This is a genomic window from Campylobacter sp. BCW_6464, assembly GCF_001762775.1.
In the GTDB taxonomy this organism is placed as follows: domain Bacteria; phylum Campylobacterota; class Campylobacteria; order Campylobacterales; family Campylobacteraceae; genus Campylobacter_D; species Campylobacter_D jejuni.
In genome coordinates this window covers 43256-69709 of the sequence record NZ_MJXM01000080.1, presented here as the reverse complement: position 1 = coordinate 69709, position 26454 = coordinate 43256, and the positions used below count along the sequence as shown (strand labels likewise).

Below are 26454 nucleotides of genomic sequence, written 5' to 3'. Positions count from 1 at the left end.
CATTTTTGTGTAAAAACCCTTGACAAAGTTTTTTAATTTCACTATAATTACATTTTACTTTTAAATATTCCGGATTAGCTCAGCGGTAGAGTAGTCGGCTGTTAACCGATTGGTCGTAGGTTCGAATCCTACATCCGGAGCCACTTTTTAACTCCATTTTTAATATTCGTAAATGTATTTTAACATAAAAAATTAATAAGTCTTTATCACAAAAAATTGTGATAAAGTTTTTATTTTGTTTGTTTAAGATTTTTGACAATTTTATCTATTTTTTTACTTGCCTTTTGATAATCCCCATCTTTAAGTTCTTCTAAAGCTTCAATAGCAAAATCAAAATCACCAAGTTCGTTATCATTAGAATTTTCTTGAAGATTTTTGACAATTTTATCTATTTTTTTACTTGCCTTTTGATAATCCCCATCTTTAAGTTCTTCTAGGGCATTAACAGCAAAAGAAAAATCTTCAACTTCATTAAGATAAGCTTCTATAGCTTCTTTTATTATAGCTGATTTTGGCTTAGAAAGATTTTTACTTAAATTATCCAAACGCTCCTTAAGCTCTAAAGGCATTCTAAAAGAATAAGTTTTTACATTGTGTTTCATTTTATCCTCCTTAAGAATGTTTTTTGTAAAATTTTATAATTTGCTTACAAGTTTTGCAGGTAAATTTGTGACCTTGTAGTTCTATTTTTTGATGAATGTTATAAGGAACATCGTGAATTTTACCAGGACAATTACAGATATAAAGATAAAATTGTGGATGCTCATTATCTTCATCTTCTGCTGCTTCAAAGCTAATATCACTGCCATCATCTGTAGATAAAGAAGAACTTCTCCATTTTTCAACTTTCATGTCTTCGTATAGTATGTGTTCTAAAAGCCACTTTTTAGCCACTATATAAAGTTTTTCTTTAAGATCATTGGTTGATTTGATATCTTTGATTAAATTAATCATGGTTTGGATGATTTCTTTATGTATTTTTCGATGTTCTTCTAAATTTGGATAGCCTATTAGCTGCATGTATTTTTCTTCATCATTAAAGTGATCTTTCATATAATTAAAAAATTCAGCCAAAAGTTCTTTGACTTCATTTTTACTTACAGATCTATCTGATACAACTTCAACTTTTGCAGCAAGTTCAAAAAGCTTTTTATGTTGCTCGTCAATTTTAGCATTGTGCACACTATAGCTATTATCCCATTTTGGAAGCATTTTAACTCCTTAAGGAAAAATTTATTTATATAAAAGGATTATAGATAAAAATAAATTAAATAAAAATGAAATTTTATTAAATAATTGATAGGAATTTTGATACAATGATATATATTTTAAGAGATTTGAAATTAGAAAGATTTAAATTATGGCTGCTAAAATTTTACTTTTAGAAGATGATTTGAGTTTGAGTGAGATCATTGAAGAGTTTTTAAATGATGAAGGATATGAAGTATTTTTATGCAATAATGCGCAAGAAGCTTTAGATATAGCTTATGAAAGATATTTTGATCTTTGGATTTTAGATGTAAAAGTTCCTTTAGGAGATGGATTTTCATTGCTTAAAGAATTAAGAAAAAGCGGAAAGCAAACCCCAGCAATTTTCATGACTTCTTTAAACACAACAAACGATTTAAAACAAGGCTTTGATGCAGGTTGTGATGATTATATAAAAAAACCTTTTGAACTTACCGAGTTATCTATTAGGGTTAAAGCTTTGCTTAAAAGAGCTTTTTCACATAAAAATGAAGATTTTGAAGATTTAGGGGATGGATTTAGATTTGAATTTACTACACAAATTCTTTACTATAATAATAAAGCCTTGACTTTACCGAGTAAAGAAATTAAGCTTTTGTCTTTATTACTTAAAAATAAAAACAACTTTTTAAGCACAGAGAGAATTTTTGAAGAACTCTGGGATTATGATGAAGAGCCTAGTGAGCTAAGTTTAAGGGCTTATGTGAAAAATTTACGTAAAATTTTAGGAAAAGAAAAAATTATAAATCAAAGAGGCAGGGGATATTGCTATGGCTAAAAAAGTCATTAGGCAAATTTTATTAATCTACCTAACAACTACAGGTATTTTTTTAACTATTTTTTTTGCATTATGGTATCAAAAATTATATGAAGAATTGGTTGTTTTAAAGGGTGCCACTTTGAGAGAAAATCATAGAAATATTGTTATAAGCATCTTAAATTCTCGTTTTACCCCTATAGATATAAGTGCAAAAAATATTGCTCAAAGCACAGCATTAAAATTTGCTATATTTGATGCTAAAAAGATTGTTTTTAGTAATATAGATTTTGATTTAAGAAAGGCAAAGATAGAGCTTAAAGGTAGAGGTATTTGTGATAATAAGGTTTTTTTTCTTGCTCCTATGAGTGCAGATCATTATTTTTTAAGACATTCTAGCAATGAAGAAGTAAATACTAACGATGGTTTGCAAATTTTAATACAGGGTGAAGATGTTGGTAAAGATCTTTTTTGGATTAGAACGAAAGTTTTTGGTTTTGCTATTATGGCTTTTTTCATATTGGGCTTAATATCTTATATTCTAGTAAAAATTGCTCTAAAGCCTTTAGAGGATAAAATCAGCACACTAAATCGTTTTATTAAAGATTCAACTCATGAACTCAATACCCCATTAAGTATTATTTTGATGAGTATAGAACAACTTGATCATCAAAATTTAGGAGATAATGCTAAATTTGCAAGGATTAAGCTTGCTGCAAAAAGTTTATCTCAAGTGTATTCTGATCTTGTTTTTTATAATTTTCCTAATACCTTAGAAACAGAAAAACAAAAATTTGATTTAAGAATGCTACTTGAAGAAAGATTGGAATATTTTAAAGTATTTTTTGAGCAAAAAAAAATTACACTAAAGCTTGATTTAAATCAAGCAAATATTTTTGCCCCTAAAAATCAAATTTCTAAATTGATTGATAATCTTATAAGCAATGCTATTAAATACAATAAAAAAGGTGGAGTAATTTCTATAATTTTGAAAGCCAATTTTTTAAGTATTGCGGATACAGGTTGTGGAATTTCAAAGTCAAATTTAAATCAAATTTTTGATAGATATACAAGATTTAATACCGATCAAGGAGGATTTGGTATAGGGCTTTCTTTAGTAAAAAAAGTTTGTGATGATAATGATATTAAGATTATTTGCGAATCTGTAGAAAATCAAGGGAGTGTTTTTAAATTAAATTGGTAATCAGCAAGAATTTTTCTTGCTGATAAGAGGTTAGAGCAGATATTACATCATTCCGCCCATACCACCCATTCCGCCCATACCGCTCATATCCGGCATAGCAGGTTTATCTTCTTTAATTTCACTAATTGTTGCTTCTGTGGTTAAAAGCATACTAGCTACAGAAACTGCATTGAGTAAAGCTACTCTTTCTACTTTAACAGGGTCGATAATTCCACTTTCAAGCATATTAACATATTCACCTTTTGCAGCATCAAATCCTGTGTTTTCATCTTTAGCATTTTCTACGCTATTTACAACCACACCTGCATCAAAGCCTGCATTTTCAGCAATTTGTCTTAAAGGTGCTCTTAAAGCTCTTTCAACGATAGCTGCGCCAATTGCTTCATCACCTTGTAGATCAAGTTTGATTTTAGCTTTTGCTTTGATAAGTGCTGCACCACCACCAATTACTATACCTTCTTCAACTGCTGCTTTAGTAGCACTTAAAGCATCATCAACACGATCTTTTTTCTCTTTCATTTCAGTTTCAGTTGCTGCACCTACTTTAATCACTGCAACACCACCGCTTAATTTTGCAAGTCTTTCTTGTAGTTTTTCTCTGTCATAATCTGAAGTTGTTTCAGCAATTTGTGCTTTGATTTGATTTACTCTTGCATCGATATTTGCTTTTTCACCTGCGCCATTTACTATGGTTGTATTGTCTTTATCGATAATTACGCTAGAAGCTTGTCCAAGATCTTGTATGGTCGCACTTTCAAGAGTTCTTCCAAGTTCTTCAGAAATCACTTCTCCGCCTGTTAAAATCGCTATATCTTCAAGCATAGCTTTTCTTCTATCGCCAAAACCTGGAGCTTTTACGGCTGAAATATTAAGAACACCGCGAAGTTTATTTACAACCAAAGTTGCAAGCGCTTCACCTTCAATATCTTCAGCGATAATTAAAAGTGGCTTGCCTGTTTTTTGAATTTGTTCTAAAACCGGTAATAAATCTTTTAAATTTGCAATTTTTTTATCAAAAAGCAGGATATAAGGGCTTGAAAGCTCTACTGTCATTTTTTCTGCATTAGTGATAAAATAAGGGCTTAAATAACCTCTGTCAAATTGCATACCTTCAACTACATTTAATTCATCATTGATTGATTTTGCCTCTTCAACAGTGATAACACCATCTTTGCCCACTTTTTCCATAGCATCAGCGATTAAATTTCCGATTTTTTCATCAGAGTTGGCTGAGATTGTAGCAACTTGTGCAATTTCTTTTTTATCTTTTACTTCGCGAGAAAGTTTTTTAAGTTCGCCTACTATAGCTTCGCAAGCCTTATCCATACCGCGTTTTACTTCAATAGGATTTGCACCTGCTGTGATATTTCTTAAACCTTCTTTGAAAATTGCATGAGCTAAAACCGTTGCAGTAGTTGTTCCATCCCCTGCTTGATCAGCTGTTTTGCTTGCTACTTCTCTTACAAGTGAAGCACCCATATTTTCAAGACTGTCTTTAAGTTCTACTTCTTTAGCAACACTTACGCCATCTTTAGTAATGCTTGGAGCACCAAAGCTTTTTTGGATTAAAACATTGCGTCCTCTTGGCCCCATAGTTACTTTTACCGCGTCATTAAGTTTTTTAACGCCCTCATAAAGTTTATTTCTTGCTTCATCTGAAAAAATAATTTCTTTTGCCATTTTTTATCCTTTTTATAAATTATTTTAAAATTCCTAAGATATCATCTAAATTTAAAACTAAATATTCATTATTATCAAGTTTAATTTCTGTTCCACCGTATTTAGCAAACACGATTTTATCACCATTTGCAATATCAGTGATTTCTTTACTTACTGCCACTACTTCACCCATTAAAGGCTTTTCTTTAGCATTATCTGGTATAATTATGCCTGAGGCTGTTGTTTTGGTTTCTTCAACGCGTTTAACTAGAACACGCTTTCCTAAAGGTTGAAAATTCATTTTTGTCCATCCTTAAAAATATTGATTTTAGCACTCTTTTATTTAGAGTGATAAAATCATACTATAAAAAATGAATTTTGTCAATACTTTAAATTAAAATATTTATAAAAGTTTAGTTTTATAGACTAAAGTTATTTTATAAAATAAACTAAAGGATAAAAATGAAAAAGATTTTTTATGGAGTTATAGCTTTTGTTGTTGTGCTTTTAATTGCTATTTATACCATACTTTTCACAAGTTTTGGTAATAATATAGTGGTAAATATAGCGCAAAAAAAGATCAAAGAAAGTGCGGGATTAGACGTAAATATCACGCATTTTACTTTGCGTTTTTCAAGTCTTAAACTGCAAGCAAATATCGCAAATATGGCAGATTTCAATCTCAAGGGAGCTTTGAGTCCTTTTAAGCTTGGATTTGATTTTGACTATCTTATTTCTTTAAATCAAAATTATGCTAAAAATTTAGGTTTAAATTTAAATCAAAACCTTTCTTTTGGCGGTAAGATTCAAGGTAAAGCAAGTGATTTTACTTTAGATGGAAAAGGTTATTTATTAGGTTCAAATGTACTTTTAAATGCAAGAATGTATAATTACAATCCTATTGCTTTAAATTTAGATGCGCAAAATCTTAAGGTAGAAGAAATACTTCATCTTTTATCTTACCCTAGTTACGCTAAAGGTTTTTTAAATGCTCAAGCAAAAATTTCAGCACAGAATTTAAAACCTGATGGAAATATTATCATAAAACTTGATACAAGTTATATAAACTATGAGGCGATAAAAAAAGATTTTTCTTTAGACTTGCCTTTAAATTCTAATCCTAAAGCAGAAATTTTGGCCAATGTTAAAGAAGATAAGATTTATGCTGTAAGTAAAATTTACAATGATTATCTTAACTTACAAACTCAAAAAACTCTTTATGATATTAGCAAGAATGCTTTAAGTACTGATTTTAATTTAAGTATTCCTTCTCTTGCAAAGCTTGAAAAACTTACAAAAACTAGACTAAATGGTAGTTTGGGTGTGATAGGTCAAACAAGTGTTGTAAATAATGCCTTATCAAGTTTAAATGCTCAAGTTATCGGACTTGGTGGAGAGGTAAAGGCAAGTTTGAAAAATAATAAAATTTTTGCAGATATTAATGAAGTAAGTTTGGAAAAATTATTAGCTCTTGCAGGATATGGAGCTTTGGTTTCTGGAAATTTAAATGCTAAACTTCTAAATGCGGATTTAGATTTTTCTAATTTCGATCTTGAAGCAAAAATAAACAATGCAAAGATTAACACCAATGAGCTTAAAAAAATAGCCAAAATAGAACTTCCAAATACAATTTTTAGTCTTGATACTAAAGCAAATGCAAAAAATAGCAATATTTCTTACAATGCTTTACTTGCTTCAAATTTGCTTAATATTAAAAAACTTCAAGGAACTTATAATTTAAAAAATAGTGAGTTAAATACAGATTTAAATGCTTTTATTGATGACTTGTCTCAGTTTAGTGCTACAGCAGGACAAAAATTACAAGGTAAGGCAGATCTTACTGCAAAAGCTCATATTATAGGCACTCAAATACAAAATTTAAATGCAAATGCAAATTTGGCAGATGGTGTAATCAAGGTTGATTCAAATGGTAAAAAACTTGATTTAAACATTGATAAACTTGATTTATCTAAACTTTTTGTTATAGCAGGTATGCCAAATTATGCCAGTGGGATTGTTAATGCAAAAGTTAATTTAGATAATATCGATTTTAACAACCTTAATGGTAAAGCAAATTTAGAAGCTAAAGGTATATTAAATGCTGCAACTTTAAGTAAAATTTTAAATAAAAATTTTCCAAACAATACAAGTTATGATTTAAATACCAAAATTAATTTTAAAAACAATATCGCTCAATTTGATTCCGTTTTAAATTCATCTTTAGCTGATCTTACAAAACTACAAGGAAGTTTTGATATAGGCAAAATGCTTTTAAATTCGGATTTTAGTCTAAAGATAAATGATTTTTCAAAACTAGGCTTTTTGTTGGATAGAAAACTTAAAGGTAAGGCAGAATTTAATGGAAAGGTAGGTTTTGATAAGAGTTTAAATTTTGTTGTAAATAGTCCAAATTTATTTGAAGGGAAGCTTCAAAGCACACTTAAAAATAACCTTTTGCTTGCTGATTTAAATGGAGTGGATTTAAGTAGTCTAGCTCAAAGTTTGGACTTTATGGATGTTTATCAAGGCAAGGCAGATGTGAAGGCAAATTACAATCTTTTAAGCGAAGAAGGCGAGGTTAATTTGGACATGAAAGAGGGTAAATTAAAACCAAATCTTATTACCAATGCTTTAAAAATTTTAACGCTAAAAGATATTACAAATGATGTTTATCGCACTGTTAATGCTAAAGCTTTGATTAAAAAAGAAAATATCAAACTTGATCTTAATATGCAAGCAGATCGTTCTTATATTTTAGTACAATCAGGAGCTTTAAATTCTAAAAGCGGGGCTTTAAATTTGCCTTTTGATATTAAACTCGATAGAGCCAATTTTAAAGGAAGCATTACAGGAACTACGGAAAACCCTAAAGTAAATTTAAATGCAGGAAGTGTGTTAAATTCTATTAAAAATGTAGTAGGTGGTGGTGTGAGTGATGGTGCTAAAAGTACAGGCGATAAAGTAGATAAAGCGGTAAATAAATTATTAAATAAGATTTTTTAAGGTAAAAAATGTTTAATGGACTCATAAGAGAAATTGCTAAAGTTCAATCTTATCAAAACAATACTTTAAGTTTAAAAGCAAAATATCGCCCAAATCTTGGCGATAGTATAGCTGTGAATGGAGCTTGTTTGAGTGTGACAAAACTTTATAAGGGAGGTTTTGAAGTGGAGCTTTCTCGTGAAAGTCGCACTCATATAGCTATAGAAAATTTAAAAGATAAAGTTCATATAGAATCTGCTTTAAGATACGGTGATAGAATTGATGGACATCTTATGCAAGGACATATTGATTTTATTGGCACACTTGAAAAAATTCAAAAAGATGAAAATGGAGTAGATTTTCATATATCTTTACCTAAAGAAGCTATGAAATTTATGGCAGAAAAAGGAAGTATAGGTGTTGATGGAGTAAGTCTTACTATCAATGAAATTTTAAAAAATGGTATTAGGCTTACTATTATTCCTATTACCTTTAAAGAAACGCTTTTTAAAGACTATCAAGTAGGTAGAAAAATCAACATAGAAAGTGATTTGCTTGCTCGTTATATTTATGCACAATTACAAGGCAAAAACAAAGGATTATCATGGGAAGAAGTGGAAAGAATTTCTTATCTTTATTAGAAAATGATAAAGTCGGTATTTTTTGTGCTTTTGATAAGGATTATAATGTTTTTAGGGCTAAAATTCATAATGAGAATTTATTTTCTCATTTAGGTTTTAAAGACATTGAAAAATGTGTTTTTATGGATCAAATTCACTCTCATAAAGTTATTATTTATGATAAAAATTTAAAAAATCTCAGTTGTGATGGGCTTATAAGTAAGGAAAAAAATACTGCTCTTTGTGTTTTAAGTGCGGATTGTTTGCCTTTAATTTTATATCATGAAAGTGGCATTATAGCAGCTTTGCATTCAGGTAGAAAAGGAAGCTTTGAAAATATCCTAAAAGAATGCGTTGATCAAATTGCTATGCAAAATTCACATTTAGATAAAAATAAATTTCATCTTTTTATCCTGCCTGGAATTTGTGCTAAAAATTATGAAATAGATGGAGAAATTTTAGAATTTGCTAAAAAAGAATTTAAAGAATTTGTTCAAGACGATAAACTTGATTTAAAAGCTTTAGTAAAATTTCAAGCGCAAAATTTAGGCATTGAAAATATTAAAGATTGTGGAATTTGTAGCTTTGATGATGAGAGTTTTTTTTCTTATCGTCGAGATAAAACGACTAAGCGTTTTGTGAGTGTGGTTTATTTAAAGGATTAAAATGTACGAAAGAAAAGATTTAAGAGTGTTAAAAATCATTCAAAAAGCTAGAGAATTTGGCGATGGGGATTTGCTAAATGAAGCTTTGGTGAAACAATTGATTGATGCGGATTTTTGTGAAATTAATGAAAAAGAAAAAGAAGAGCTTGCAACTCTTCTAAATTCTTTAATCAATGCAAAAGATAAAGCGTTGTTGAGTAATTAAAATTCTATATAGTTTTCAAAATCTTCTTCTTTTGGAGGATTAGGTTGATTCGAGGCTAGGGCTTCTTTAACAACCTGCTCGTATCCAGCTATGATATGTTTAAAATTCTCTTTCGCTTTTCCACTAAGTTCTGATTTGGCGATTTTTACAACAGATGCAGGATTTATGGCTTTATTATTTAAATATACTCCAAAATGCAAATGAGGACCTGTGCTCATACCTGTTGAACCAACATATGCAATTACTTGTCCTTGATTTACCTTTTGTCCGTTTTTAATTTTTGCAAAACGACTAAGATGAGCATATAAAGTCATATAACCTGAGTCATGCTTGATTTGAATTACATTTCCATAACCACCTTTTGTGCCTATAAAGGTTACTACTCCTTTGCCAGCACTTTTTACAGGAGTTCCAGTAGGTGCAGCATAGTCTATACCAAGATGGGCGCGATAGCGTTTTAATATAGGATGATATCTTGCTGTTGTAAAAGGAGAGGAAATTCTAGTGTAGTTCACAGGTTTTGTAAGTAAAAAAGATTCTAATTCTTTGCCATCGCGATCATAGAATATATCATTATAAGAAAAGACTTCTCTAGCGCTTTTATTGATTTCTACCATTGCCATTTTTATATTTATATCACCCCAAAGTTTACCCATGCGTCTTTTTTGTTCATAATATAGGGTTACTTCATCACCTTTTTGGATATTGCGAAAATTTATACTTCCTCGAAAAGCACGAACCATAGCACGAGCTAAAGTACTGCTACCGCTTTCTTCATAGACATCTTGATAAGCAGAGCTTTTAATGGTTAAATGTAAAATTCTATCTTCTTTTTGATAAGATACAGGAGTAAAAGCAAGAGTGTATTGTCCATCTTTATCTTTATAGATATGAATTTGTAAATCATCACTAATTGGAATTAAAACTTGTTCTATGTTGTTGTTTTCATCTTTTAAAACTTGATATTTTATTTTATAGGCTATATCAGAAGCAAGTTCTTGATCTTCTCTATCAAGTCCATAATAAAGCGACATAGGTATGGAATTTCTTTGTAAGAATTTAAGCAAGGTATCTCCATTATCCCAAGTTAGCTCTTCAACACTTAAAGCTGCAAAACTTTGAACAACAAAAATAAATAAAAGTAATAATTTTTTCATGAGATAACCTTAATTTTTAAAAGAATTTTGAAATTTAAAAGCTATATTTTACTTTATTTTTCTTACAATTGCTTAACAAAAAAGGATTATAATTCTATAAATTTTTATTTAAGGAGCAAATTTGTTTAAAACTATAGTGTGTTTTTTAGCTTTAAACCTTAGCCTCTTTGCGGTTGGATTTGATTTAAAACCTATAAAAAGTGAACTTGTAAAAGTTGATGATATTTATGGTTATATTAAAGACAGTGATGATATAAAGCTTTATTCAAGTGGTGTGGTAATACAGCGCTTTAAAAATTCGCAAAGTATCATAGCTAGGGCAAGTGTCATAGATAAAAAAGATGGTTTAGCGAAATTAGAATTTAGTGTTTTTTCAGCTCTTAAGCAAGATGCTTTGCCTTTGCCAAATGTTTTGCCTGAAGTAGGTGATGAGGTTGTTTTAAATTTTCTTTATGATAGAGGATTGGTAATTGCTCCTGATGAACAAACTTATAATGAACTTGTTAGAGAATTTCCGCAGATATATTTTACCCATATTGACATTTTTGGAGCACAATTAATTAGAACGGCCACTCTTTCTCCTAAGCGTTCAGATTTTAGGCAATTTTGTGATGATAATGCGGTTGGCATTTTGGTTGTGGCTTTGGAAAATCAAGCAGAAGTTGTAGATTGTCAAGATTTTAATAAGCTTTATGAAGTGCCTATAAGCAAGCCAACTAGCGTTCAGGTTCCTTTTTATTCTCGTATAGGTGGATATAAAAGTAATTTTTTTGATTTTAACTCTCAAGAAATAGGAAATTATTATAGGTATTATGATGCTTTGATTAATCTTCCTAAGGTGCAATAAACATGAAAAAAGAATTTGAACAATATTTTAAACGATTTTTAGGAGAAGAAAACGCTTATTTTGATGAAATTCACAAAAGAGCTTATAGCTATGATGCGACAAAAAAACATTATTTACCCGATGGGGTTCTTTTTCCAAGAAATGAAGAAGATATTGCTCAAATTTTAAAATTTTGCAATGAAAATAATATCATAGTCATACCACGAGGCTCAGGATCTGGTTTTACAGGAGGAGCTTTAGCTGTTAATGGCGGTGTGGTGCTTGCTTTTGAAAAGCATATGAATAAAATTTTGGAAATTGATCTTGAAAATTTAGTGGCTGTTGTGCAACCTGGGGTTATTAATATACATTTACAAAAAGAAGTAGCCAAATACGGGCTTTTTTATCCACCTGATCCTGCTAGTATGGAGTATTCTAGCTTAGGGGGTAATGTAAGCGAAAATGCTGGGGGAATGAGAGCTGCAAAATATGGCATTACAAAAGATTATGTGATGGCTTTAAGGGCTGTTTTGCCTAGCGGAGAAATCATTCGTGCAGGAAAACGCACTATTAAAGATGTGGCAGGTTATAATTTGGCAGGAATTTTAATCGCTAGTGAAGGTTCTTTGGCAGTTTTAAGTGAGCTTACTTTAAAATTAATGCCTTTACCTAAATTCAAAAAAACCGCTTTTGCTATTTTTCCAAGTGTAAAAAGTGCTATGAATGCGGTTTACAAAAGTCTTGCTAGCGGTGTAAGTCCTGTATCTATGGAATTTTTAGACAATCTTAGCATTAGAGCGGTTGAGAGTAAATTTAATAAAGGTTTGCCTATAGAAGCTGGCGCTATTTTGATTGCTGATGTGGATGGTAATGTTAAAGAAGCTATTGATGAGGATTTAAGAAATTTAGAACATTATTTTTTAGAAGCTGGAGCTAGTGAATTTAAAATAGCAAAAGACGAACAAGAAGCCGCAGATATTTGGTTTGCTAGAAGAAATTGTTCTCAAAGCATTGCCATGTATGGAACTTTAAAACTTAATGAAGATATTACAGTTCCGCGTTCTAAACTACCTGCCTTGCTTGAAGGTATAGATGAGATTTCTAAAAGATATGGTTTTAAAATTCCTTGTTTTGGGCATACAGGGGATGGAAATGTGCATACTAATGTGATGGTTCCTGATAAAAATGATCAAGAGCAAGTGAAAAAAGGCTATGAAGCTGTGGAAGAGATTTTTAAATTAACAGTGAAACTTGGAGGAACTTTAAGCGGAGAGCATGGTATCGGACTCTCTAAAGCACCTTTTATGAATTTAGCTTTTTCTGAAGCCGAAATGAATTTAATGAGAAATATTAAAAAAGCTTTTGATCCAAATAATATACTAAATCCTTTTAAAATGGGACTTTAGAAGTTGAAAAATTTTTTTACTATTTTGCTAAATTTGCGTGATAAGGAAATTTTAAATTATGCAGCAGCGCTTAGTTTTTATACTGTATTATCTTTAATACCTATTTTATTTGTATGTTTTTCTGTTTTTACGCAAATTTCTAGTTTTAAAGCTTATTATGAAAAAGCAAAGCAAGTAATTTTTGCTTTTTTAATACCAACGCAACAAGATGTTGTTGCTACTTACATCGATACTTTTTTAAAAAATAGTGTAAATTTGGGTATTGTAGGTCTTATTGCTATGGCATTTACTTCTTTAGCTTTTTTTTCAGGCTATGATTTTGTAATCAATCGTATTACTAAAAATGAACCTAAAGGACTTTGGCAAAGCATTAGTTCTTATTGGACTCTTTTAACTCTTGTTCCTTTAGGGCTTGGGCTTAGTTTTTATATTTCAGGTTTTATCCAACAAACTTTAGATGATTATAAAATAGGGTTTAATTTTTTTGAAATTTTACCCTTTGTAATTATTTGGGGTTTATTTTTTATATCTTATTCAAGTTCTGTTCATAAGGGAACTCTTAGAAGTTTAGCTTTAGTATCTTTTGGAGCGGGTGCTATTTGGTATATAGGAAAAAATTTATTTGTATATTATGTGGTATATAATAAAACATACGCTAGTGTTTATGGATCTTTTTCTACTATTTTATTCTTTTTTATTTGGATTTATATTTCTTGGATTATTTATCTTTTTGGGCTTAAACTCTATTATTTTCTAAATTACAATCATAATGAAGGGAATAAAATTCGCAAAAATACAAAGAAAAGCTAGATATTTAAATCGTACAGAGATTAAAGAAGCAATAAGATAACTTATAAAAATCCAAAATGGGATATGGATATTAGTTCCATAAATTTTAAATTTAAAAAATTCATCTAAGATAAAATTGAGCAAATCTCCATAGTTTATAAGATGCAAAAATAATACTAAAGGATAAAATATTACAAAAATTCCACTCAAAATAATACCTAAAATTTGTTGGTAGCTTATAAGTGGAAAAAAATAAAGCACAGGTAAAACCATAGCAAAAAAAGTCCAAATATTAAGCAAAATAATATTTATAAGATTATTAAATTTATTTGCAAAATGATGCATATATAAAAAAATATAAAAAACACCTAAAATAGAAAATAAAAATCCAATGCTAAATAAAAGTCTAGGGTAAAGAGAAATGCATAATAAAATACTACAAAAAAGCGTAAAGAAATTAATAATTTTTATATTTTTACACAATAGATAAAAAACCCAAAAAGCCATAATTAAGGAGCGCACAAAAGAAGGGACAAATCCTATTAAACAAGCATAAGCTAAAAGTAGTGTAAAAATTAAAATACTTAAATCTAAACGTAAATTTCTATAAGGAAAATATCTTTTTTGGAAAAAACTATAAATTGGAGCTAAAATAAAGAAAATTAAACTAAAAAGCAAGCCTATGTGATAACCGCTAATTGCTATAAGGTGTGCTATGCCGTAGTAATTTACATCGTTTCTAAGCTCTAAAGATATGGGCAGTGCAAAAAATAAAGCACCATAAAATTCTTTAATTTTTTCATTTGTATGTTGATTTAAGAAGTAAGATATAATGGGATTGTATTCTTTTTCTTTTAATTTTTCAAAATCATAAGAAGGTGCGTAAAAACTTTTGCTCAGATAGTCTTTAAAGTTAATATTATGGGTGATAATTCTAAGGCTTAAAAGTTGATTCTTGCTTAAATTTAAATCCTTAAAACTTGTAGTATAAAAAGTGAAGTTTTCAGTTTGTAGCTTTAAAACCCAGTATTTTTTATTTTTTTTATTATATTTTGTATATTGGTGCGTTAATAGAGCGTTATTTATAAAGTAATGTTTTTGGTTTTTAAAGTTTAAAAAATTATTATATTCTAAAAGGATATTAAAAATAAAAATAATAACAACAGATAAAAATAAATAATGAAATTCTTTAAAAGAGTAAAAAAAAGAATTCCATAGAGACATTATTTTTTGGAAAATTTACTTAAATAAAGCCAAATTATTCCAGCTAAAAATAATAAAAATAAAGGAGCAGCATAAGGATATAAACTCAGTTTATCAAAAATTGCTTCAATAACATACCCAAAAGTATAAGCAGCAAAACCTAGAACAATAGCCCATGCCAAACTAGCTAGAGTATTGATAATAAAAAATTTAATAAAATTATATTTTGCCATACCTGCAGCTATGGGAATGAAAGTTTTTAAACCATAAATAAATTTTTGAGTTACAAGTAAAATAATTCCGTGTTGTTTTGTTTTCATCATAGCAAGGGCTAGCTTGCGTCGGTGTTTTTTAAAATAAGGCATAATATCTTTTTTATAATATTTTCCAAGTATAAAAAGCAAAGTTGAACCTATGGTATTAGCAATAAAAGCAAGAGCAATGCAAAAAATAAGATCCATTTTTCCTTGAGAACTTAAAACTCCTGCAGCTAAAATTCCAACCATTCCACCCCCTAAAGAATAAAAGAATAAAACAATATAACCATATTTTATTAAAGTATCAATCATATCTTGCATAATAAACCTTATTTAGCGTATTCTACAGCTCTAAGTTCACGTATAACATTGACTTTAATTTCACCAGGATATTGCATTTTTTCTTGAATTTCAGCTGCTATTTCCTTAGCCAAAAGTACACTTTCATCATCATTAACAAGCTGAGCATTGGCTATGACGCGAATTTCTCTTCCGGCATTGATTGCATAGGCATTTTTAATTCCTTCTTTACTTTTAGCGATATCTTCTAGCTCACTGACTCTTCTTAAGAAAGCTTCTAACACTTCTCTTCTAGCTCCAGGTCGTGCAGCACTTAAAGTGTCTGCTGCACAAACAGCTGCTGATTCTATGCTTGTAGCTTCTTCGTGTCCATGGTGTGCGTAAATAGCATTGATTACTACAGGATGCTCTTTATAGCGTTTGCAAAGTTCTGCACCTAAATCCACATGAGATCCTTCAAAATCATGGGTTAATGCTTTTCCTATATCATGTAAAATTCCCGCGCGACGCGCTAAATTCTCATCTCCACCACATTCAGCAGCAATGATTCCTGCAAGGTGAGCCACTTCCAAAGAATGTGCTAAAGCGTTTTGTCCATAGCTTGCTCGGTATTTGAGTTTCCCTATGAGTTTTACAATTTCAGGGTGTATTTTATTTAAGCCTAGATCCATAACTATGGTTTCTCCTTCTTCTAGAATAGCGCTATCAAATTCTTTGCATACTTTTTCGTGAATTTCTTCTATGCGCGCGGGTTGAATTCTGCCATCTTCAACTAAAAGCTCTATAACTTTTGTAGCAATAGCACGGCGATAAAGATTAAAGCAACTTACTATAATAGCACCTGGTGTGTCATCGATGATAATATCAACACCTAAAACCATTTCTAGGGTTTTAACATTGCGTCCTTCTTTACCAATGATACGTCCTTTAAGTTCATCGTTTTTAATGTTAATAACATTGATAAGTCTTTCAGCCGCAAATTCACCTGCAAAACGAGAGGTAGCTTGAGCAATGATGAAATTAGCTTTTCTTTTGGCTTCATTTTTTGCTTCTTCTTCATATTTTCTTACTATATGTGCAATTTGCTCGCGAGAATTTTCTTCTACTTTTTTAAGAATGATTGCTTTAGCTTCATTTTGTGTAAGTCCTGTAGAATGTTCTAAAATTTTTAAAACATCGTCAAGTTTTTCTTGATATTTATTTTTTAATTTATCAACATCAGATTGTAAGTCTTGAATGTGTTTTTGTGACTTGCAAAGGTATTCTTTATCTTCTTTTAGTTTTTCTTCTTCTTGCTGAAGTTTTTGTTCTTTTTTAGAAAGATCATCAAATTTTTGATTAAAATCTTTTTGAATTTTGTGAGTTTTTTCTTCATATTTTTTTTTAACTTCTAATTCTGCATTAAGAATTGAATTTTTTGCATCTTTTAAAATAAGCTCTGCTTCGTATTCTATAGCTTTGGCTTTAGCTTTAGCTTGCTCTACGAAAATTTCATATTTGGCATCATTGATTTTTTTTGCAACTAAATATCCTATACCGAGTCCGACTATAGCGGCTATAAATGCGATAAGTGATTCTATCATTTTTTCTTTCTTTCTTGTAATATTTTTTATAAGGGTTTATGTATAATTTTCCTGAAATATCATGCTTTTGTGTTAGATTATTTTGACTTAAAGCATCTATACTTTGGACAAATATTATATGAGGTTTGTAATTTAAATTTTCAAAAAATCTATCATAAAAACCTTGCCCATGTCCTATTCTTTTTAAATTTTTATCGACGCCAATTACAGGCACAATAGCTAAATCAATTTTTGCTTTAAAAAAAGAATCTATAGGCTCTAAAACCCCAAACCTTTTTTTAATAAAAGGCAATCTTAATTTTACAATTTTTAAACTTTTATCTTGCATAAATGGAACAAAAAGTTTGTAATTTTTATTAAGAATATGGCGAAATTTTATTAAGTTTGGTTCATAATGCAAAGGAATAAAAATTAAAATATTTTTAGCTTTAAATAGTTTTATTATTTTAAGACATTCTTTAAATATCTTATAATCTTGTTTGAAATTTAGTTTTGAATGTTTGAAAAGGCGTATTTTTTGCAATGCTCTAAAATCTGTTTTTTCCATTAATATGCCTTTAAAAAAATATTATCTTATGTATGTTATAATTTTAGCATTTTTATAAAGAAGAATAAAGGATTGATAAATAATGAAAATTAAAAAAATACTTTTACTAGTGACAATATCTTGTTTGTTTGTTGCTTGTAGCAATGATAAAGAAAAGCAGCAAAATGATGTAAATTTAAGCACCGAGACAAGTATAAATCAAAGTGATGATATGAATTTTAAACTTAATTTGATTGATGGAGGATCAATTTCAGTTAAAAAAGAAAATGCCGTTTTAAATTTCAACGATGAAGATAAGGCAACTTTGTTTGTATTTTTTACCACTTGGTGTACCCCTTGCATTGCTGAAATCCCTCATCTTAATAAATTACAAGAAAAGTATAACAATGATTTTAATATAGTTGGAGTTTTATTAGAGGATAAGTCTAATGAGGAGATTCAAAAATTTATAGAACAACATAAAATATCTTATAAAGTCTCCAATGGTGAAAATAACTATCTTTTAGCTAAAGTTTTAGGTGGGGTAAATGGAATTCCTACTATGTTTCTTTACAACAAGCATTCTAAATTGATTAATCAGTATTTAGGGCTTATTCCTGAAGAAATGCTAGAAATCGATATACAAAAGGCTATACTTTAATGTTTAATTTTTTTAAAAAAGGACTTACAAAAACTCTTGAAAATATTATTGGAGTTAAAGGAGAGAATAAAAAGATAACCAAAGATTTGCTTGAAGAAATTTTGCTTGAAGCAGATGTAAGTTATGAAATAGTTGAAGAGATAATTTATTATTTACCACCTCAAAATGAAGTAAAAAAAGAAGATTTAAAGCGTGTTATGGGTTCTTATTTTCTTTATGAAAAAAAAGAAACCAATCAAGAAAAACCTTTTGTAGAGCTTATTTTAGGAGTAAATGGAGCAGGAAAAACAACAAGTATTGCCAAACTTGCTTATTTATATAAAAACCAAAATCAAAAAGTGATTTTAGGAGCGTGTGATACTTTTAGAGCAGGTGCGATTGAACAATTAAAACTTTGGGCACAAAAAGTGGATGTAGATATAGTTTTAACTGCACAAGGGCATGATCCTTCAGCGGTTGCTTTTGATACCATTTCTAAAGCAAAAGCAAAGGATTTTGATAGAGTTATTATCGATACAGCAGGGCGTTTGCAAAATCAAAAAAATTTAGCCCATGAGCTTGAAAAAATTGTGAGAATTTCAAACAAAGCTTTAGAAGGTGCACCCCATAGAAAAATTTTAGTTTTAGATGGAACACAGGGAAATGCTGGAATTTTACAAGCTAAAGCTTTTAATGAGCTTGTAAAACTTGATGGTGTGATTATCACAAAGCTTGATGGGACAGCTAAAGGGGGTGCACTTTTTAGTATAGCAAGAGAGCTTGAGCTTCCTATTTTTTATGTAGGCGTGGGTGAGCAAATGACGGATTTACAAGAATTTAATGCAAATGCTTACTTAGATACTTTATTAGATCCTATTTTTGAATAATGGCAAAAAATAAAGCACTTTTTGAATGCCAAGCTTGTGGAAATCAACAAAGCAAATGGCTTGGAAAATGTCCTGATTGTGGAGCTTGGGATAGTTTTATAGAATTAAAAGCTGAGCAAATTAAAGTTTTAAAAGAGCTTGCACAAGTTAGTATGAAAACAAGTGAGGCTGTTTGTATTGAAGATGTGGAGTTAGAACATTTTACAAGATACAGCACAGATGATAATGAGCTTGATTTGGTTTTAGGCGGAGGGCTTGTTGAAGGTTCTTTAGTGCTTATAGGCGGAAGTCCAGGTGTGGGAAAATCTACGCTTTTGTTAAAAATTGCTTCAAATTTAGCTAAACAGGGTAAAAAAGTGCTTTATGTCAGTGGCGAAGAAAGTAAAACCCAGATTAAATTAAGAGCTGATCGTCTTGAGGCTAATACTCCGAATTTATTTTTACTTACTGAACTTTGCCTTGAAAATATTTTAGAAGAATTGCACAAAAAAGATTATAGCATTCTTATCGTTGATTCTATACAAACTCTATATTCAAATAAAATCACTTCAGCAGCAGGAAGCATCACTCAGGTGCGTGAGATTACTTTTGAACTTATGCGTGTTAGCAAGGCTTATAATATCAGTACTTTTATCATAGGGCATATTACTAAAGAAGGTGCTATAGCAGGGCCTAGGGTTCTTGAGCATATGGTAGATGTGGTGCTTTATTTTGAAGGAGATGCCACTAAAGAAATCAGACTTTTAATAGGCTTTAAAAATCGTTTTGGTGGAACGAATGAAGTAGGTATTTTTGAGATGACTGCTAAAGGTTTGATCAGCGCAAAAGATTTGGCAAATCGTTTTTTTACTCGTGGAAAGGCTATTTCAGGAAGTGCTTTAGGTGTTGTGATGGAAGGATCTCGTGCTTTGGTTTTAGAAGTTCAAGCTTTAGTGTGTGAAAGTTCTTATCCAAAGCGTAGCGCTACGGGATATGAAAAAAATCGCTTAGATATGCTTTTGGCTTTGCTTGAAAGAAAGCTTGAAATTCCTTTAGGACATTATGATGTATTTGTAAATATTAGTGGCGGAGTAAAAGTAAGCGAAACTGCGGCGGATTTGGCTGTGGTTGCAGCTATTATTTCAAGTTTTAAAAATCGCCCTTTGAGCAAAGATAGTATTTTTATAGGGGAGCTTAGTTTAAATGGAGAAATTAGAGAGGTTTTTAGCCTTGATACGCGTTTAAAAGAAGCTAAAATGCAAAAATTTAAAAATGCCATTGTTCCTTCTAAGCCTTTGGAAGATATAGGGCTTAAGTGTTTTGTTGCTAAAGAACTTTCGCAAGTTTTAGAATGGATGTAAATTTTCATTAAAATATAAGTAAGATTTTGCTAAAATTTCGAGTTTAGAATAAAATTTTTGAGGAAACCATGAAAGATTTATTTTTATTTAGCTCTTTGCTTGATGCAAGTCATACTTTTTCTTATTTTTTTCACATAGGTTTGGTAGCTTTAATTGCTGTTATAGTGGCTATGATGGCTACTCGTTCTATGCAACTTGTTCCACGCGGTATGCAAAATTTAGGTGAGGCTTTTTTAGAGGGAGTTTTATCTATGGGTAGAGATACCATGGGAAGTGAAAAAGGTGCAAGAAAATATCTTCCTTTGGTTGCAACTTTGGGGATTATAGTGTTTTTTAGTAATATTATAGGTATAATACCTGGTTTTCACGCTCCAACTGCAAGTTTAAATTTGACTTTGTCCTTGGCTATTATAGTTTTTGTATATTATCATTTTGAGGGTATTAGGGCACAAGGTTTTGTAAAGTATTTTGCTCATTTCATGGGACCTATTAAACTTTTAGCTCCTTTGATGTTTCCTATAGAGATAGTCTCTCATCTTTCTCGTGTGGTTTCTTTGTCCTTCCGTTTGTTTGGAAATATTAAAGGTGACGATTTATTTTTGATGGTAATTTTAGCTTTAGTTCCTTATATAGCTCCGCTTCCTGCTTATGTGCTTTTAACTTTTATGGCATTTTTACAAGCTTTTATTTTTATGATTTTAACTTATGTATATTTAGCGGGTGCAACTGTTGTTGAGGAAGGTCATTGATCTATATTTTAGAATTTTTTAAAGGTGCATCTTTAGCTTTAATGCTTTTGTGCACCTTTTTTCTCCTTTTTAAATTTATATCTTATTTTTATCTTGTTTTGGGGTTTATTTTTAGCCTGCTTTTATTTTTGGTTTTTATGTTGTTTATAGAAAACTATGAACTTAAAAATCAGAAAAAATAGTTGTTTTATAATTTCATAATTTTAAAATTAAACAAATACAAATCAAAGTCTAATATTTAAAGCCTTTTCTAAAAGAAAAAAAGATAAAATAAAGCATTTAAAAATTCAAGGAAATTTTATGTTTGAAGTAGTTATAGGTCTTGAAGTTCATACTCAATTAAATACTAAAACAAAAATCTTTTGTTCATGTGCAACTTCTTTTGGAGAAGCTCCAAATACCAATGTTTGTCCCACTTGTTTGGCCTTACCAGGAGCTTTGCCTGTTTTAAATGAAGAGGTTGTAAAAAAAGCTATAGCTTTTGGAAAAGCTGTCAATGCAACAATTAATAAAAAAAGTGTTTTTAATCGTAAGAATTATTTTTATCCAGATTTACCTAAGGCTTATCAAATTTCACAATTTGATATCCCTATAGTAGAAAAGGGTGAGCTTTTTATCAATGTAAAGGGTGAAAATAAACGCATAGGTATTACAAGAGCACACTTAGAAGAAGATGCAGGTAAAAATATCCACGAAAATAATTTTTCTAAAGTGGACTTAAATCGTGCAGGAACTCCTTTGCTTGAGATTGTCAGCGAACCTGAGCTTAGAAGTAGCGATGAGGCAGTAGCTTATCTTAAAAAGCTTCATTCTATCATACGCTTTTTAGACATTTCAGATGCAAATATGCAAGAAGGAAGTTTTAGATGCGATGCAAATGTTAGTATAAGACCTAAGGGTGATACAAAACTTTATACTAGGGTAGAGATTAAAAATCTTAATTCTTTTCGTTTTATCCAAAAAGCTATAGAATATGAGGTAAAAAGACAAAGTGAGGCTTGGGAAGATGGAACTTACGAACAAGAAGTAGTTCAAGAAACCAGACTTTTTGATACAACGAATTTAATTACAAGAAGTATGCGTGGTAAAGAAGAAGCGGCAGAATATCGCTATTTTCCAGATCCTGATTTATTGCCTGTTTTATTAAAAGATGAGTTTTTGGATATTAAAATTCCTGAACTTCCTGATGAGAAGAAAGCACGCTTTATAGACGAGCTTGGTATAAAAGAAAGTGATGCTGAGGTTTTAATCAGTTCTTTAGAAATGAGTCGTTTTTTTGAAAGTCTTATTTCTCAAAATTTAAATCCTAAGCTTTGTGTAAATTGGTTAAATACTGAACTTATGGGACTTTTAAAAGGAGAATTGACTATAGAAAATTCTCCTGTAGATGCTCAAAAGCTTGGAGTTTTAATTAAACGCATAGAAGATGGCACTATCAGTGCAAAAGCGGCTAAAGATGTCTTAGCTTTTGTATTTGAAAATACTAGCGTGGAAATTGATGAAGCTATAGAAAAGCTAGGACTTAAACAAGTAAGTGATGATTCAGCCATAGAAGCAGTGATTGAACAAATCTTAAATGCAAATGCCGATAAGGTTGCAGAGTATAAAAGTGGTAAAGACAAGCTTTTTGGATTTTTTGTGGGTCAAACAATGAAAGAAGGCAAAGGAGCTTTTAATCCTGCAAAAGTAAATGAAATTTTAAAAACAAAGCTTGGTTGATGCGTATAGCGGTTATTGGTGCGGGAAAATGGGGCAGTGCTTTACATTTAGCCTTAAAAGAAAATCACAATTGTTTTATCAGTTCTTTGCATCAGCGTGATTTAGAAGATTTTGTTAGCATAAAAGAAGCTTTAGAATGTGAATATCTTGTTTTTGCTTTAAGTTCTCAAGGGATGCGTGCTTGGCTTAAAGAAAATTTCATCAACAAGGAGCAAAAAATTTTAATTGCTTCAAAAGGCATAGAAGATCAAAGTTGTCAATTTTTAGATGAAATTTTTTTAGATTTTGTACCAAAAGAAAATTTTTGTGTTTTAAGCGGTCCTTCTTTTGCTGCTGAAGTGATGCAAAAACTTCCTACTGCTTTGATGATTAGTGGGATAAATCAAGAGCTTTGTAAAAAATTTGCAAGTTTTTTCCCTGATTTTATTAAAACTTATATTGATAATGATGTTCGTGGTGCTGAAATTTGTGGTGCTTATAAGAATGTTTTAGCGATTGCAAGTGGGATTAGTGATGGGTTAAAACTTGGTAATAATGCAAGAGCAGCACTGATTTCAAGAGGGCTTATAGAAATGCATCGTTTTGGTAAATTTTTTGGCGCTAAAGAAGAAACTTTTTTAGGGTTAAGTGGAGCAGGGGATTTGTTTTTAACTGCAACTAGTGTTTTATCAAGAAATTATAGAGTGGGTTTAAAACTGGCGCAAAATCAAAAATTAGATAGTATTTTAGCTGAACTTAATGAAGTAGCAGAAGGTGTAAAAACTGCTTATGCTATAGAAAGATTAGCAAAAATGAAAGGAATTTATACACCTATTGTAAATGAAGTAGTGGCAATTTTTAAGGGTAAAAGTGTGCAAGAAGCAACGCAGAATTTACTAAAGCAAAATGATTAAGGAAAAATCATGATAATTAAAAATGCAAAAATTTATGGAAATTCTTTACAAGATATAGAGATTAAAGAAGGAAAAATTACCAATATTGGTTCTAATTTACAAGGTGAAGAAATTTTAGATGCTAAAGGTATGACTTTACTTCCATCTTTTGTGGATTTGTGTGTGAGTTTAAAAAACGATAAATTTTCTTTAGCTAATTTAGAGCTTTTAGAAAATGAGTGTCTAAAAGGAGGAATTTCTAGTATAGTTTTGCGTGATTGCATGGATTTTGATGAAGAAAGTTTTGCTTTATTTTTACAAAATTTAGCTCAAAGAAAGATGCAAATTTTTTCAAGTGTGCGGGTTAAGGATGCAAACGGAAAGCTTAAAAATTTAGCCACTCTCTTAAATAAAGGTGCTTGTGCTTTAGAGCTTGATAGTTCTTTGGATGCAAATACTTTAAAAGTAAGCTCGCAATATGCTTTTATGAAAGACTCTCCAATTTTTGTGCGTTGTTATGATAAGGATTTTGATGATAATGGAGTGATGAATGATTGTGAAATGAGTTTTGAGCTAGGGCTTATAGGCATGAGTAAAATTGCTGAAACTAGCCAGATAGCTAAAATGAAAGAATTGGCTAAATTTTATAAAAATAAGGTTGTTTTTGATCTTTTAAGTTTGAGAGATTCTTTAGTATTATTAGATGAAAAGGATTTAAAACTTGTAAGCATTCATCATCTTATCAAAGATGATAGTGCTTGTGAAGATTTTAATACGGCTGCGAAACTTATGCCACCTTTAAGAAGCAAAGAAGATGTTTTGGCTTTAGGAGAGGCTTTAAAAGAAGGAAAGATTAGCTTTTTGACTTCCTTGCATAGTGCAAAATCAATTTCTTTAAAAGATTTAGCTTTTGATGAAGCGGCCTTTGGAATCCATAGCGTATGCGAATTTATAAGTCTTTGCTATACTTTTTTAATCAAAGAAGGATTTTTAAATTGGCAAGAGCTTTGTCAATTTACAAGTAAAAACCCTAGTGAATTTTTAGGTTTAAATAGTGGAGTTATAGAAGTTGGCAAAGAAGCTAATCTAGTTCTTTTCGATGAGAATGAAGAAATTTTTGCTCCAAAAAGTTCTCTTTATTCTGAGGATAAACTTTTTGGAAAGATTAAAATGCATATAATTAAAGGAAAAAATATTTTAGAAAAATAAGCTTTACTTAAATTCCTAAAGATAGTTTAAATCCTAAAAATACAAGTGCTGCCATAATACCAGCGGCTGGTAAAGTGATAATCCAAGCCAATCCTATAGGCTTCATCATAATCCAATTTGCGTTTTTATTATACACTCCTATACCCAATATAGCACCTATGAGTATATGGGTGGAGCTAACAGGAATTCCAAATTGTGTAGCTAAGAGTATAACTATACTTGCACCAAGTTCTGCAGAAAATCCAGTAGTAGAGCGTATGGTTGCAAGTTTTGAACCCACTGTAGTAATCACTTCTTTACCTAAAAACCAAAGCCCTGCAACTAGAGCAACTCCAAACATAGCTAAAGCGGCAAAAGGTACAGGAGAAGTCGCGTTAATTGTGCCGTTTTTTAAGACATCTAAAATCGCTGCAAAAGGACCTATAGCATTGGCTATATCATTGGCTCCGTGTGAAAATGCAAAACTAGAGGCTGTAAATATTTGAAACCATGAGAAAATTCTATCAGTAGTTTTATTAAGTTCTGTTTTTTTAACGATTTTGACTATAGCAAATGTTACAACATAACTTATAGTTCCTATAATTCCGATAATCCAAAAGTTTTGTAAAATATCCAAAGTGCTAACATTATTTAAACCTTTAAATAAAAACATTGCCGAAATGATAGCAGCAGCAATACAAGCAATGATTGGCATATGAGTTTTTAAAATAGAGTAAATATCTATATCTTTTTCTTGATCCTTAAATTCCTTCATTTTATTTCTATAGAAATTATTTGCCTGTTCTTCCTCATCTAAAGCTATAGCGGAAAGTTCTTTGATTTGTTCTTCTTGGGATTTTGTTTTTAAATTTAAAAAATATTCTTCTTTGAATTTTTTTCTTTCTTTTTTGATATTTTTCAAATCATCATTTAGTTTTTCTGATGGTTTTAAAATTTTTTTATCAATATATGAATAAATAATATAAGCTACAATACCCCCTAAAAGAGGCGAAGCTACCCAAGAAATAGCTATTCTTAAAATTTCACTCCATTTAACCATAGAGAGTGTTTGGATCCCATCAAATTTTAAAAGCCCCATCATAATGCTAGCACCTACAATCCCACCAACTATACTGTGTGTGGTTGATACAGGTAAGCCTTTCTTGGTTGCAATAAAAATCCAAACCCCAGAGCTTAAAAGTGCAGCAAGCATAATGATAACAAAAAGCATAGGATCTAAAGAATTTGGAAAAATAACAATACCGCTGCGTATAGTCTTAGTAACTTCTGCGCCTGCGAAGATTGCTCCGCTTAGCTCAAAAACAGCTGCTATAATTAAAGCTTGTTTAATGGTTACTGTTTTTGCACCAACGCTTGTTCCAAAAGAATTGGCTACATCATTTCCACCTATATTAAATGCCATAAAAATGCCAAATATAGAAGCAAGAATAAAAAGAATGAGTTGATGTTGCGAAATATAACCAAATCCCCAAATAACAAATGCGATAGTGCTGATAATAAAAATAACAAAAGCTATGAGGTTGTCTTTTTGCATTAATAACCCTTTTTTATTTTAATTATACACTTATTTACTTTAAATTTGCTAATTTTAGTTTTTAGTCTTTGTGGAATTTTTATTTATATTATTTTTTTATAATAAATACTCAAACAA

General features: G+C 30.3%; 26 protein-coding genes, 1 tRNA gene and 2 pseudogenes. 18 read left to right on the top strand and 11 right to left on the bottom strand.

Features of this window, described 5'->3' with window-relative positions; all coding sequences use genetic code 11:
• The first annotated feature begins 68 nt into the window (after positions 1-68).
• Positions 69-143 (top strand) — tRNA-Asn (locus AJ885_RS09000).
• Positions 144-230: 87 nt separating this feature from the next.
• Here the strand turns inward: AJ885_RS09000 and AJ885_RS11000 are convergent.
• From AJ885_RS11000 to AJ885_RS08990, 3 genes and pseudogenes are all read right to left on the bottom strand, one after another.
• Positions 231-317: pseudogene (locus tag AJ885_RS11000) on the bottom strand (CopG family transcriptional regulator); the annotation flags it as partial.
• A gap of 45 nt (positions 318-362) precedes the next feature.
• Positions 363-602, bottom strand: a pseudogene (locus AJ885_RS10780) (ribbon-helix-helix domain-containing protein); the annotation flags it as partial.
• Between the two features lie 10 nt (positions 603-612).
• On the bottom strand, positions 613-1212 hold the full coding sequence (locus AJ885_RS08990) for a bacteriohemerythrin (RefSeq protein WP_002861919.1): 600 nt from the start codon (positions 1210-1212) through the stop codon (positions 613-615).
• 148 nt (positions 1213-1360) lie between these two features.
• Here AJ885_RS08990 and dccR point away from each other — a divergent pair, with 148 nt between their 5' ends.
• A complete protein-coding gene (dccR, locus tag AJ885_RS08985; protein WP_002880590.1) occupies positions 1361-2026 on the top strand; it encodes a two-component system response regulator DccR in 666 nt (221 codons plus the stop codon).
• Entirely contained in the window at positions 2019-3209 is a 1191-nt protein-coding gene (gene dccS / locus AJ885_RS08980) for a two-component system sensor histidine kinase DccS (RefSeq protein ID WP_002880589.1), read from the top strand. The genes dccR and dccS overlap by 8 nt, the downstream gene beginning before the upstream one ends.
• Positions 3210-3251: 42 nt before the next feature.
• Here dccS and groL read toward each other — a convergent pair whose 3' ends face one another.
• Both groL and groES read right to left on the bottom strand, forming a co-directional pair.
• Positions 3252-4889, bottom strand: a complete 1638-nt coding sequence (groL, locus tag AJ885_RS08975; RefSeq protein WP_002853460.1) for a chaperonin GroEL — start codon at positions 4887-4889, stop codon at positions 3252-3254.
• A 19-nt stretch (positions 4890-4908) separates the two neighbouring features.
• Entirely contained in the window at positions 4909-5169 is a 261-nt protein-coding gene (gene groES, locus AJ885_RS08970; RefSeq protein ID WP_002825273.1) for a co-chaperone GroES, read from the bottom strand.
• Positions 5170-5330: 161 nt separating this feature from the next.
• Here groES and AJ885_RS08965 point away from each other — a divergent pair, with 161 nt between their 5' ends.
• From AJ885_RS08965 to AJ885_RS08950, 4 genes are read left to right on the top strand one after another with little or no spacing between them, the layout of a single operon-like run.
• Positions 5331-7871: a hypothetical protein gene (locus tag AJ885_RS08965; RefSeq protein ID WP_070281131.1), complete on the top strand. Its 2541-nt coding sequence runs from the start codon at positions 5331-5333 to the stop codon at positions 7869-7871.
• Positions 7872-7879: 8 nt separating this feature from the next.
• Entirely contained in the window at positions 7880-8491 is a 612-nt protein-coding gene (locus AJ885_RS08960; protein ID WP_002880586.1) for a riboflavin synthase, read from the top strand.
• Positions 8455-9135, top strand: coding sequence for a polyphenol oxidase family protein (locus AJ885_RS08955; RefSeq protein WP_002880585.1), 681 nt, complete (start codon positions 8455-8457; stop codon positions 9133-9135). Before AJ885_RS08960 ends, AJ885_RS08955 begins: the two co-directional genes overlap by 37 nt.
• A 1-nt stretch (position 9136) precedes the next feature.
• Positions 9137-9340 (top strand): hypothetical protein, encoded by a 204-nt coding sequence (locus AJ885_RS08950; protein WP_002853612.1) that lies wholly within the window; start codon positions 9137-9139, stop codon positions 9338-9340.
• Here AJ885_RS08950 and AJ885_RS08945 read toward each other — a convergent pair.
• On the bottom strand, positions 9337-10497 hold the full coding sequence (locus AJ885_RS08945; protein WP_002852845.1) for a M23 family metallopeptidase: 1161 nt from the start codon (positions 10495-10497) through the stop codon (positions 9337-9339). The two genes, AJ885_RS08950 and AJ885_RS08945, sit on opposite strands and share 4 nt — an antisense overlap.
• A gap of 121 nt (positions 10498-10618) precedes the next feature.
• On the opposite strand from AJ885_RS08945, the gene AJ885_RS08940 reads away from it, so the two are divergent.
• Genes AJ885_RS08940 through AJ885_RS08930 form a run of 3 tightly spaced genes read left to right on the top strand, consistent with a single transcriptional unit; the run spans position 10619 to position 13539 of the window.
• Positions 10619-11344 (top strand): plasminogen-binding N-terminal domain-containing protein, encoded by a 726-nt coding sequence (locus AJ885_RS08940; protein WP_002880584.1) that lies wholly within the window; start codon positions 10619-10621, stop codon positions 11342-11344.
• Between the two features lie 2 nt (positions 11345-11346).
• Entirely contained in the window at positions 11347-12729 is a 1383-nt protein-coding gene (locus tag AJ885_RS08935) for an FAD-linked oxidase C-terminal domain-containing protein (RefSeq protein ID WP_002861914.1), read from the top strand.
• A 3-nt stretch (positions 12730-12732) separates the two neighbouring features.
• Complete coding sequence (locus AJ885_RS08930) at positions 12733-13539, top strand: YihY/virulence factor BrkB family protein (protein ID WP_052794865.1); 807 nt, start codon at positions 12733-12735, stop codon at positions 13537-13539.
• Here the strand turns inward: AJ885_RS08930 and AJ885_RS08925 are convergent.
• Genes AJ885_RS08925 through AJ885_RS08910 form a run of 4 tightly spaced genes read right to left on the bottom strand, consistent with a single transcriptional unit; the run spans position 13483 to position 17408 of the window.
• Positions 13483-14742, bottom strand: a complete 1260-nt coding sequence (locus AJ885_RS08925; protein WP_002880582.1) for a ComEC/Rec2 family competence protein — start codon at positions 14740-14742, stop codon at positions 13483-13485. The genes AJ885_RS08930 and AJ885_RS08925 overlap by 57 nt on opposite strands.
• The gene (locus tag AJ885_RS08920) at positions 14742-15299 is read right to left on the bottom strand and encodes a DedA family protein (protein ID WP_002880581.1); all 558 of its coding nucleotides are present in this window, start codon (positions 15297-15299) and stop codon (positions 14742-14744) included. The genes AJ885_RS08925 and AJ885_RS08920 overlap by 1 nt, the downstream gene beginning before the upstream one ends.
• 8 nt (positions 15300-15307) lie before the next feature.
• Positions 15308-16861, bottom strand: coding sequence for a ribonuclease Y (gene rny / locus AJ885_RS08915; RefSeq protein ID WP_002880580.1), 1554 nt, complete (start codon positions 16859-16861; stop codon positions 15308-15310).
• Positions 16782-17408: a 5-formyltetrahydrofolate cyclo-ligase gene (locus AJ885_RS08910; protein ID WP_044779072.1), complete on the bottom strand. Its 627-nt coding sequence runs from the start codon at positions 17406-17408 to the stop codon at positions 16782-16784. The genes rny and AJ885_RS08910 overlap by 80 nt, the downstream gene beginning before the upstream one ends.
• 82 nt (positions 17409-17490) lie before the next feature.
• Here AJ885_RS08910 and AJ885_RS08905 point away from each other — a divergent pair, with 82 nt between their 5' ends.
• The 8 genes from AJ885_RS08905 to AJ885_RS08870 all read left to right on the top strand — a co-directional run bounded on the left by AJ885_RS08905 (position 17491) and on the right by AJ885_RS08870 (position 24803).
• The gene (locus tag AJ885_RS08905; protein ID WP_002861908.1) at positions 17491-18048 is read left to right on the top strand and encodes a TlpA family protein disulfide reductase; all 558 of its coding nucleotides are present in this window, start codon (positions 17491-17493) and stop codon (positions 18046-18048) included.
• Entirely contained in the window at positions 18048-18914 is an 867-nt protein-coding gene (gene ftsY, locus AJ885_RS08900; protein ID WP_002880578.1) for a signal recognition particle-docking protein FtsY, read from the top strand. The genes AJ885_RS08905 and ftsY overlap by 1 nt, the downstream gene beginning before the upstream one ends.
• Positions 18914-20254: a DNA repair protein RadA gene (radA, locus tag AJ885_RS08895; RefSeq protein ID WP_070281120.1), complete on the top strand. Its 1341-nt coding sequence runs from the start codon at positions 18914-18916 to the stop codon at positions 20252-20254. The genes ftsY and radA overlap by 1 nt, the downstream gene beginning before the upstream one ends.
• A gap of 68 nt (positions 20255-20322) precedes the next feature.
• Positions 20323-21003 carry a F0F1 ATP synthase subunit A gene (locus AJ885_RS08890; RefSeq protein WP_002858390.1) on the top strand — a complete coding sequence of 227 codons (681 nt, stop codon included), beginning with the start codon at positions 20323-20325 and terminating at the stop codon, positions 21001-21003.
• Positions 21000-21185, top strand: coding sequence for a hypothetical protein (locus AJ885_RS10775; protein WP_044779077.1), 186 nt, complete (start codon positions 21000-21002; stop codon positions 21183-21185). Before AJ885_RS08890 ends, AJ885_RS10775 begins: the two co-directional genes overlap by 4 nt.
• Positions 21186-21303: 118 nt before the next feature.
• Positions 21304-22722: an Asp-tRNA(Asn)/Glu-tRNA(Gln) amidotransferase subunit GatB gene (gatB, locus tag AJ885_RS08880; protein ID WP_002880575.1), complete on the top strand. Its 1419-nt coding sequence runs from the start codon at positions 21304-21306 to the stop codon at positions 22720-22722.
• Positions 22719-23615, top strand: a complete 897-nt coding sequence (locus AJ885_RS08875) for an NAD(P)H-dependent glycerol-3-phosphate dehydrogenase (RefSeq protein ID WP_079264396.1) — start codon at positions 22719-22721, stop codon at positions 23613-23615. Before gatB ends, AJ885_RS08875 begins: the two co-directional genes overlap by 4 nt.
• A 9-nt stretch (positions 23616-23624) precedes the next feature.
• Complete coding sequence (locus AJ885_RS08870; protein WP_002880573.1) at positions 23625-24803, top strand: metal-dependent hydrolase; 1179 nt, start codon at positions 23625-23627, stop codon at positions 24801-24803.
• Between the two features lie 7 nt (positions 24804-24810).
• Here AJ885_RS08870 and AJ885_RS08865 read toward each other — a convergent pair whose 3' ends face one another.
• Complete coding sequence (locus AJ885_RS08865) at positions 24811-26337, bottom strand: inorganic phosphate transporter (protein ID WP_070281118.1); 1527 nt, start codon at positions 26335-26337, stop codon at positions 24811-24813.
• Positions 26338-26454 lie beyond the last annotated feature (117 nt).

Excerpts from the sequence above, each read along its gene's own strand:
- AJ885_RS08865 (WP_070281118.1), bottom strand. The coding sequence starts at position 26,337 with ATGCAAAAAGACAACCTCATAGCTTTTGTTATTTTTATTATCAGCACT.
- dccS (WP_002880589.1), top strand. The coding sequence starts at position 2,019 with ATGGCTAAAAAAGTCATTAGGCAAATTTTATTAATCTACCTAACAACT.
- AJ885_RS08925 (WP_002880582.1), bottom strand. The coding sequence starts at position 14,742 with ATGTCTCTATGGAATTCTTTTTTTTACTCTTTTAAAGAATTTCATTAT.
- AJ885_RS08905 (WP_002861908.1), top strand. The coding sequence starts at position 17,491 with ATGAAAATTAAAAAAATACTTTTACTAGTGACAATATCTTGTTTGTTT.
- radA (WP_070281120.1), top strand. The coding sequence starts at position 18,914 with ATGGCAAAAAATAAAGCACTTTTTGAATGCCAAGCTTGTGGAAATCAA.
- AJ885_RS08965 (WP_070281131.1), top strand. The coding sequence starts at position 5,331 with ATGAAAAAGATTTTTTATGGAGTTATAGCTTTTGTTGTTGTGCTTTTA.
- ftsY (WP_002880578.1), top strand. The coding sequence starts at position 18,048 with ATGTTTAATTTTTTTAAAAAAGGACTTACAAAAACTCTTGAAAATATT.
- AJ885_RS08910 (WP_044779072.1), bottom strand. The coding sequence starts at position 17,408 with ATGGAAAAAACAGATTTTAGAGCATTGCAAAAAATACGCCTTTTCAAA.
- AJ885_RS08990 (WP_002861919.1), bottom strand. The coding sequence starts at position 1,212 with ATGCTTCCAAAATGGGATAATAGCTATAGTGTGCACAATGCTAAAATT.
- AJ885_RS08945 (WP_002852845.1), bottom strand. The coding sequence starts at position 10,497 with ATGAAAAAATTATTACTTTTATTTATTTTTGTTGTTCAAAGTTTTGCA.
- AJ885_RS08955 (WP_002880585.1), top strand. The coding sequence starts at position 8,455 with ATGGGAAGAAGTGGAAAGAATTTCTTATCTTTATTAGAAAATGATAAA.
- groL (WP_002853460.1), bottom strand. The coding sequence starts at position 4,889 with ATGGCAAAAGAAATTATTTTTTCAGATGAAGCAAGAAATAAACTTTAT.
- AJ885_RS08890 (WP_002858390.1), top strand. The coding sequence starts at position 20,323 with ATGAAAGATTTATTTTTATTTAGCTCTTTGCTTGATGCAAGTCATACT.
- groES (WP_002825273.1), bottom strand. The coding sequence starts at position 5,169 with ATGAATTTTCAACCTTTAGGAAAGCGTGTTCTAGTTAAACGCGTTGAA.
- AJ885_RS08960 (WP_002880586.1), top strand. The coding sequence starts at position 7,880 with ATGTTTAATGGACTCATAAGAGAAATTGCTAAAGTTCAATCTTATCAA.
- AJ885_RS08920 (WP_002880581.1), bottom strand. The coding sequence starts at position 15,299 with ATGCAAGATATGATTGATACTTTAATAAAATATGGTTATATTGTTTTA.
- rny (WP_002880580.1), bottom strand. The coding sequence starts at position 16,861 with ATGATAGAATCACTTATCGCATTTATAGCCGCTATAGTCGGACTCGGT.
- AJ885_RS08935 (WP_002861914.1), top strand. The coding sequence starts at position 11,347 with ATGAAAAAAGAATTTGAACAATATTTTAAACGATTTTTAGGAGAAGAA.
- dccR (WP_002880590.1), top strand. The coding sequence starts at position 1,361 with ATGGCTGCTAAAATTTTACTTTTAGAAGATGATTTGAGTTTGAGTGAG.
- AJ885_RS08870 (WP_002880573.1), top strand. The coding sequence starts at position 23,625 with ATGATAATTAAAAATGCAAAAATTTATGGAAATTCTTTACAAGATATA.
- AJ885_RS08950 (WP_002853612.1), top strand. The coding sequence starts at position 9,137 with ATGTACGAAAGAAAAGATTTAAGAGTGTTAAAAATCATTCAAAAAGCT.
- gatB (WP_002880575.1), top strand. The coding sequence starts at position 21,304 with ATGTTTGAAGTAGTTATAGGTCTTGAAGTTCATACTCAATTAAATACT.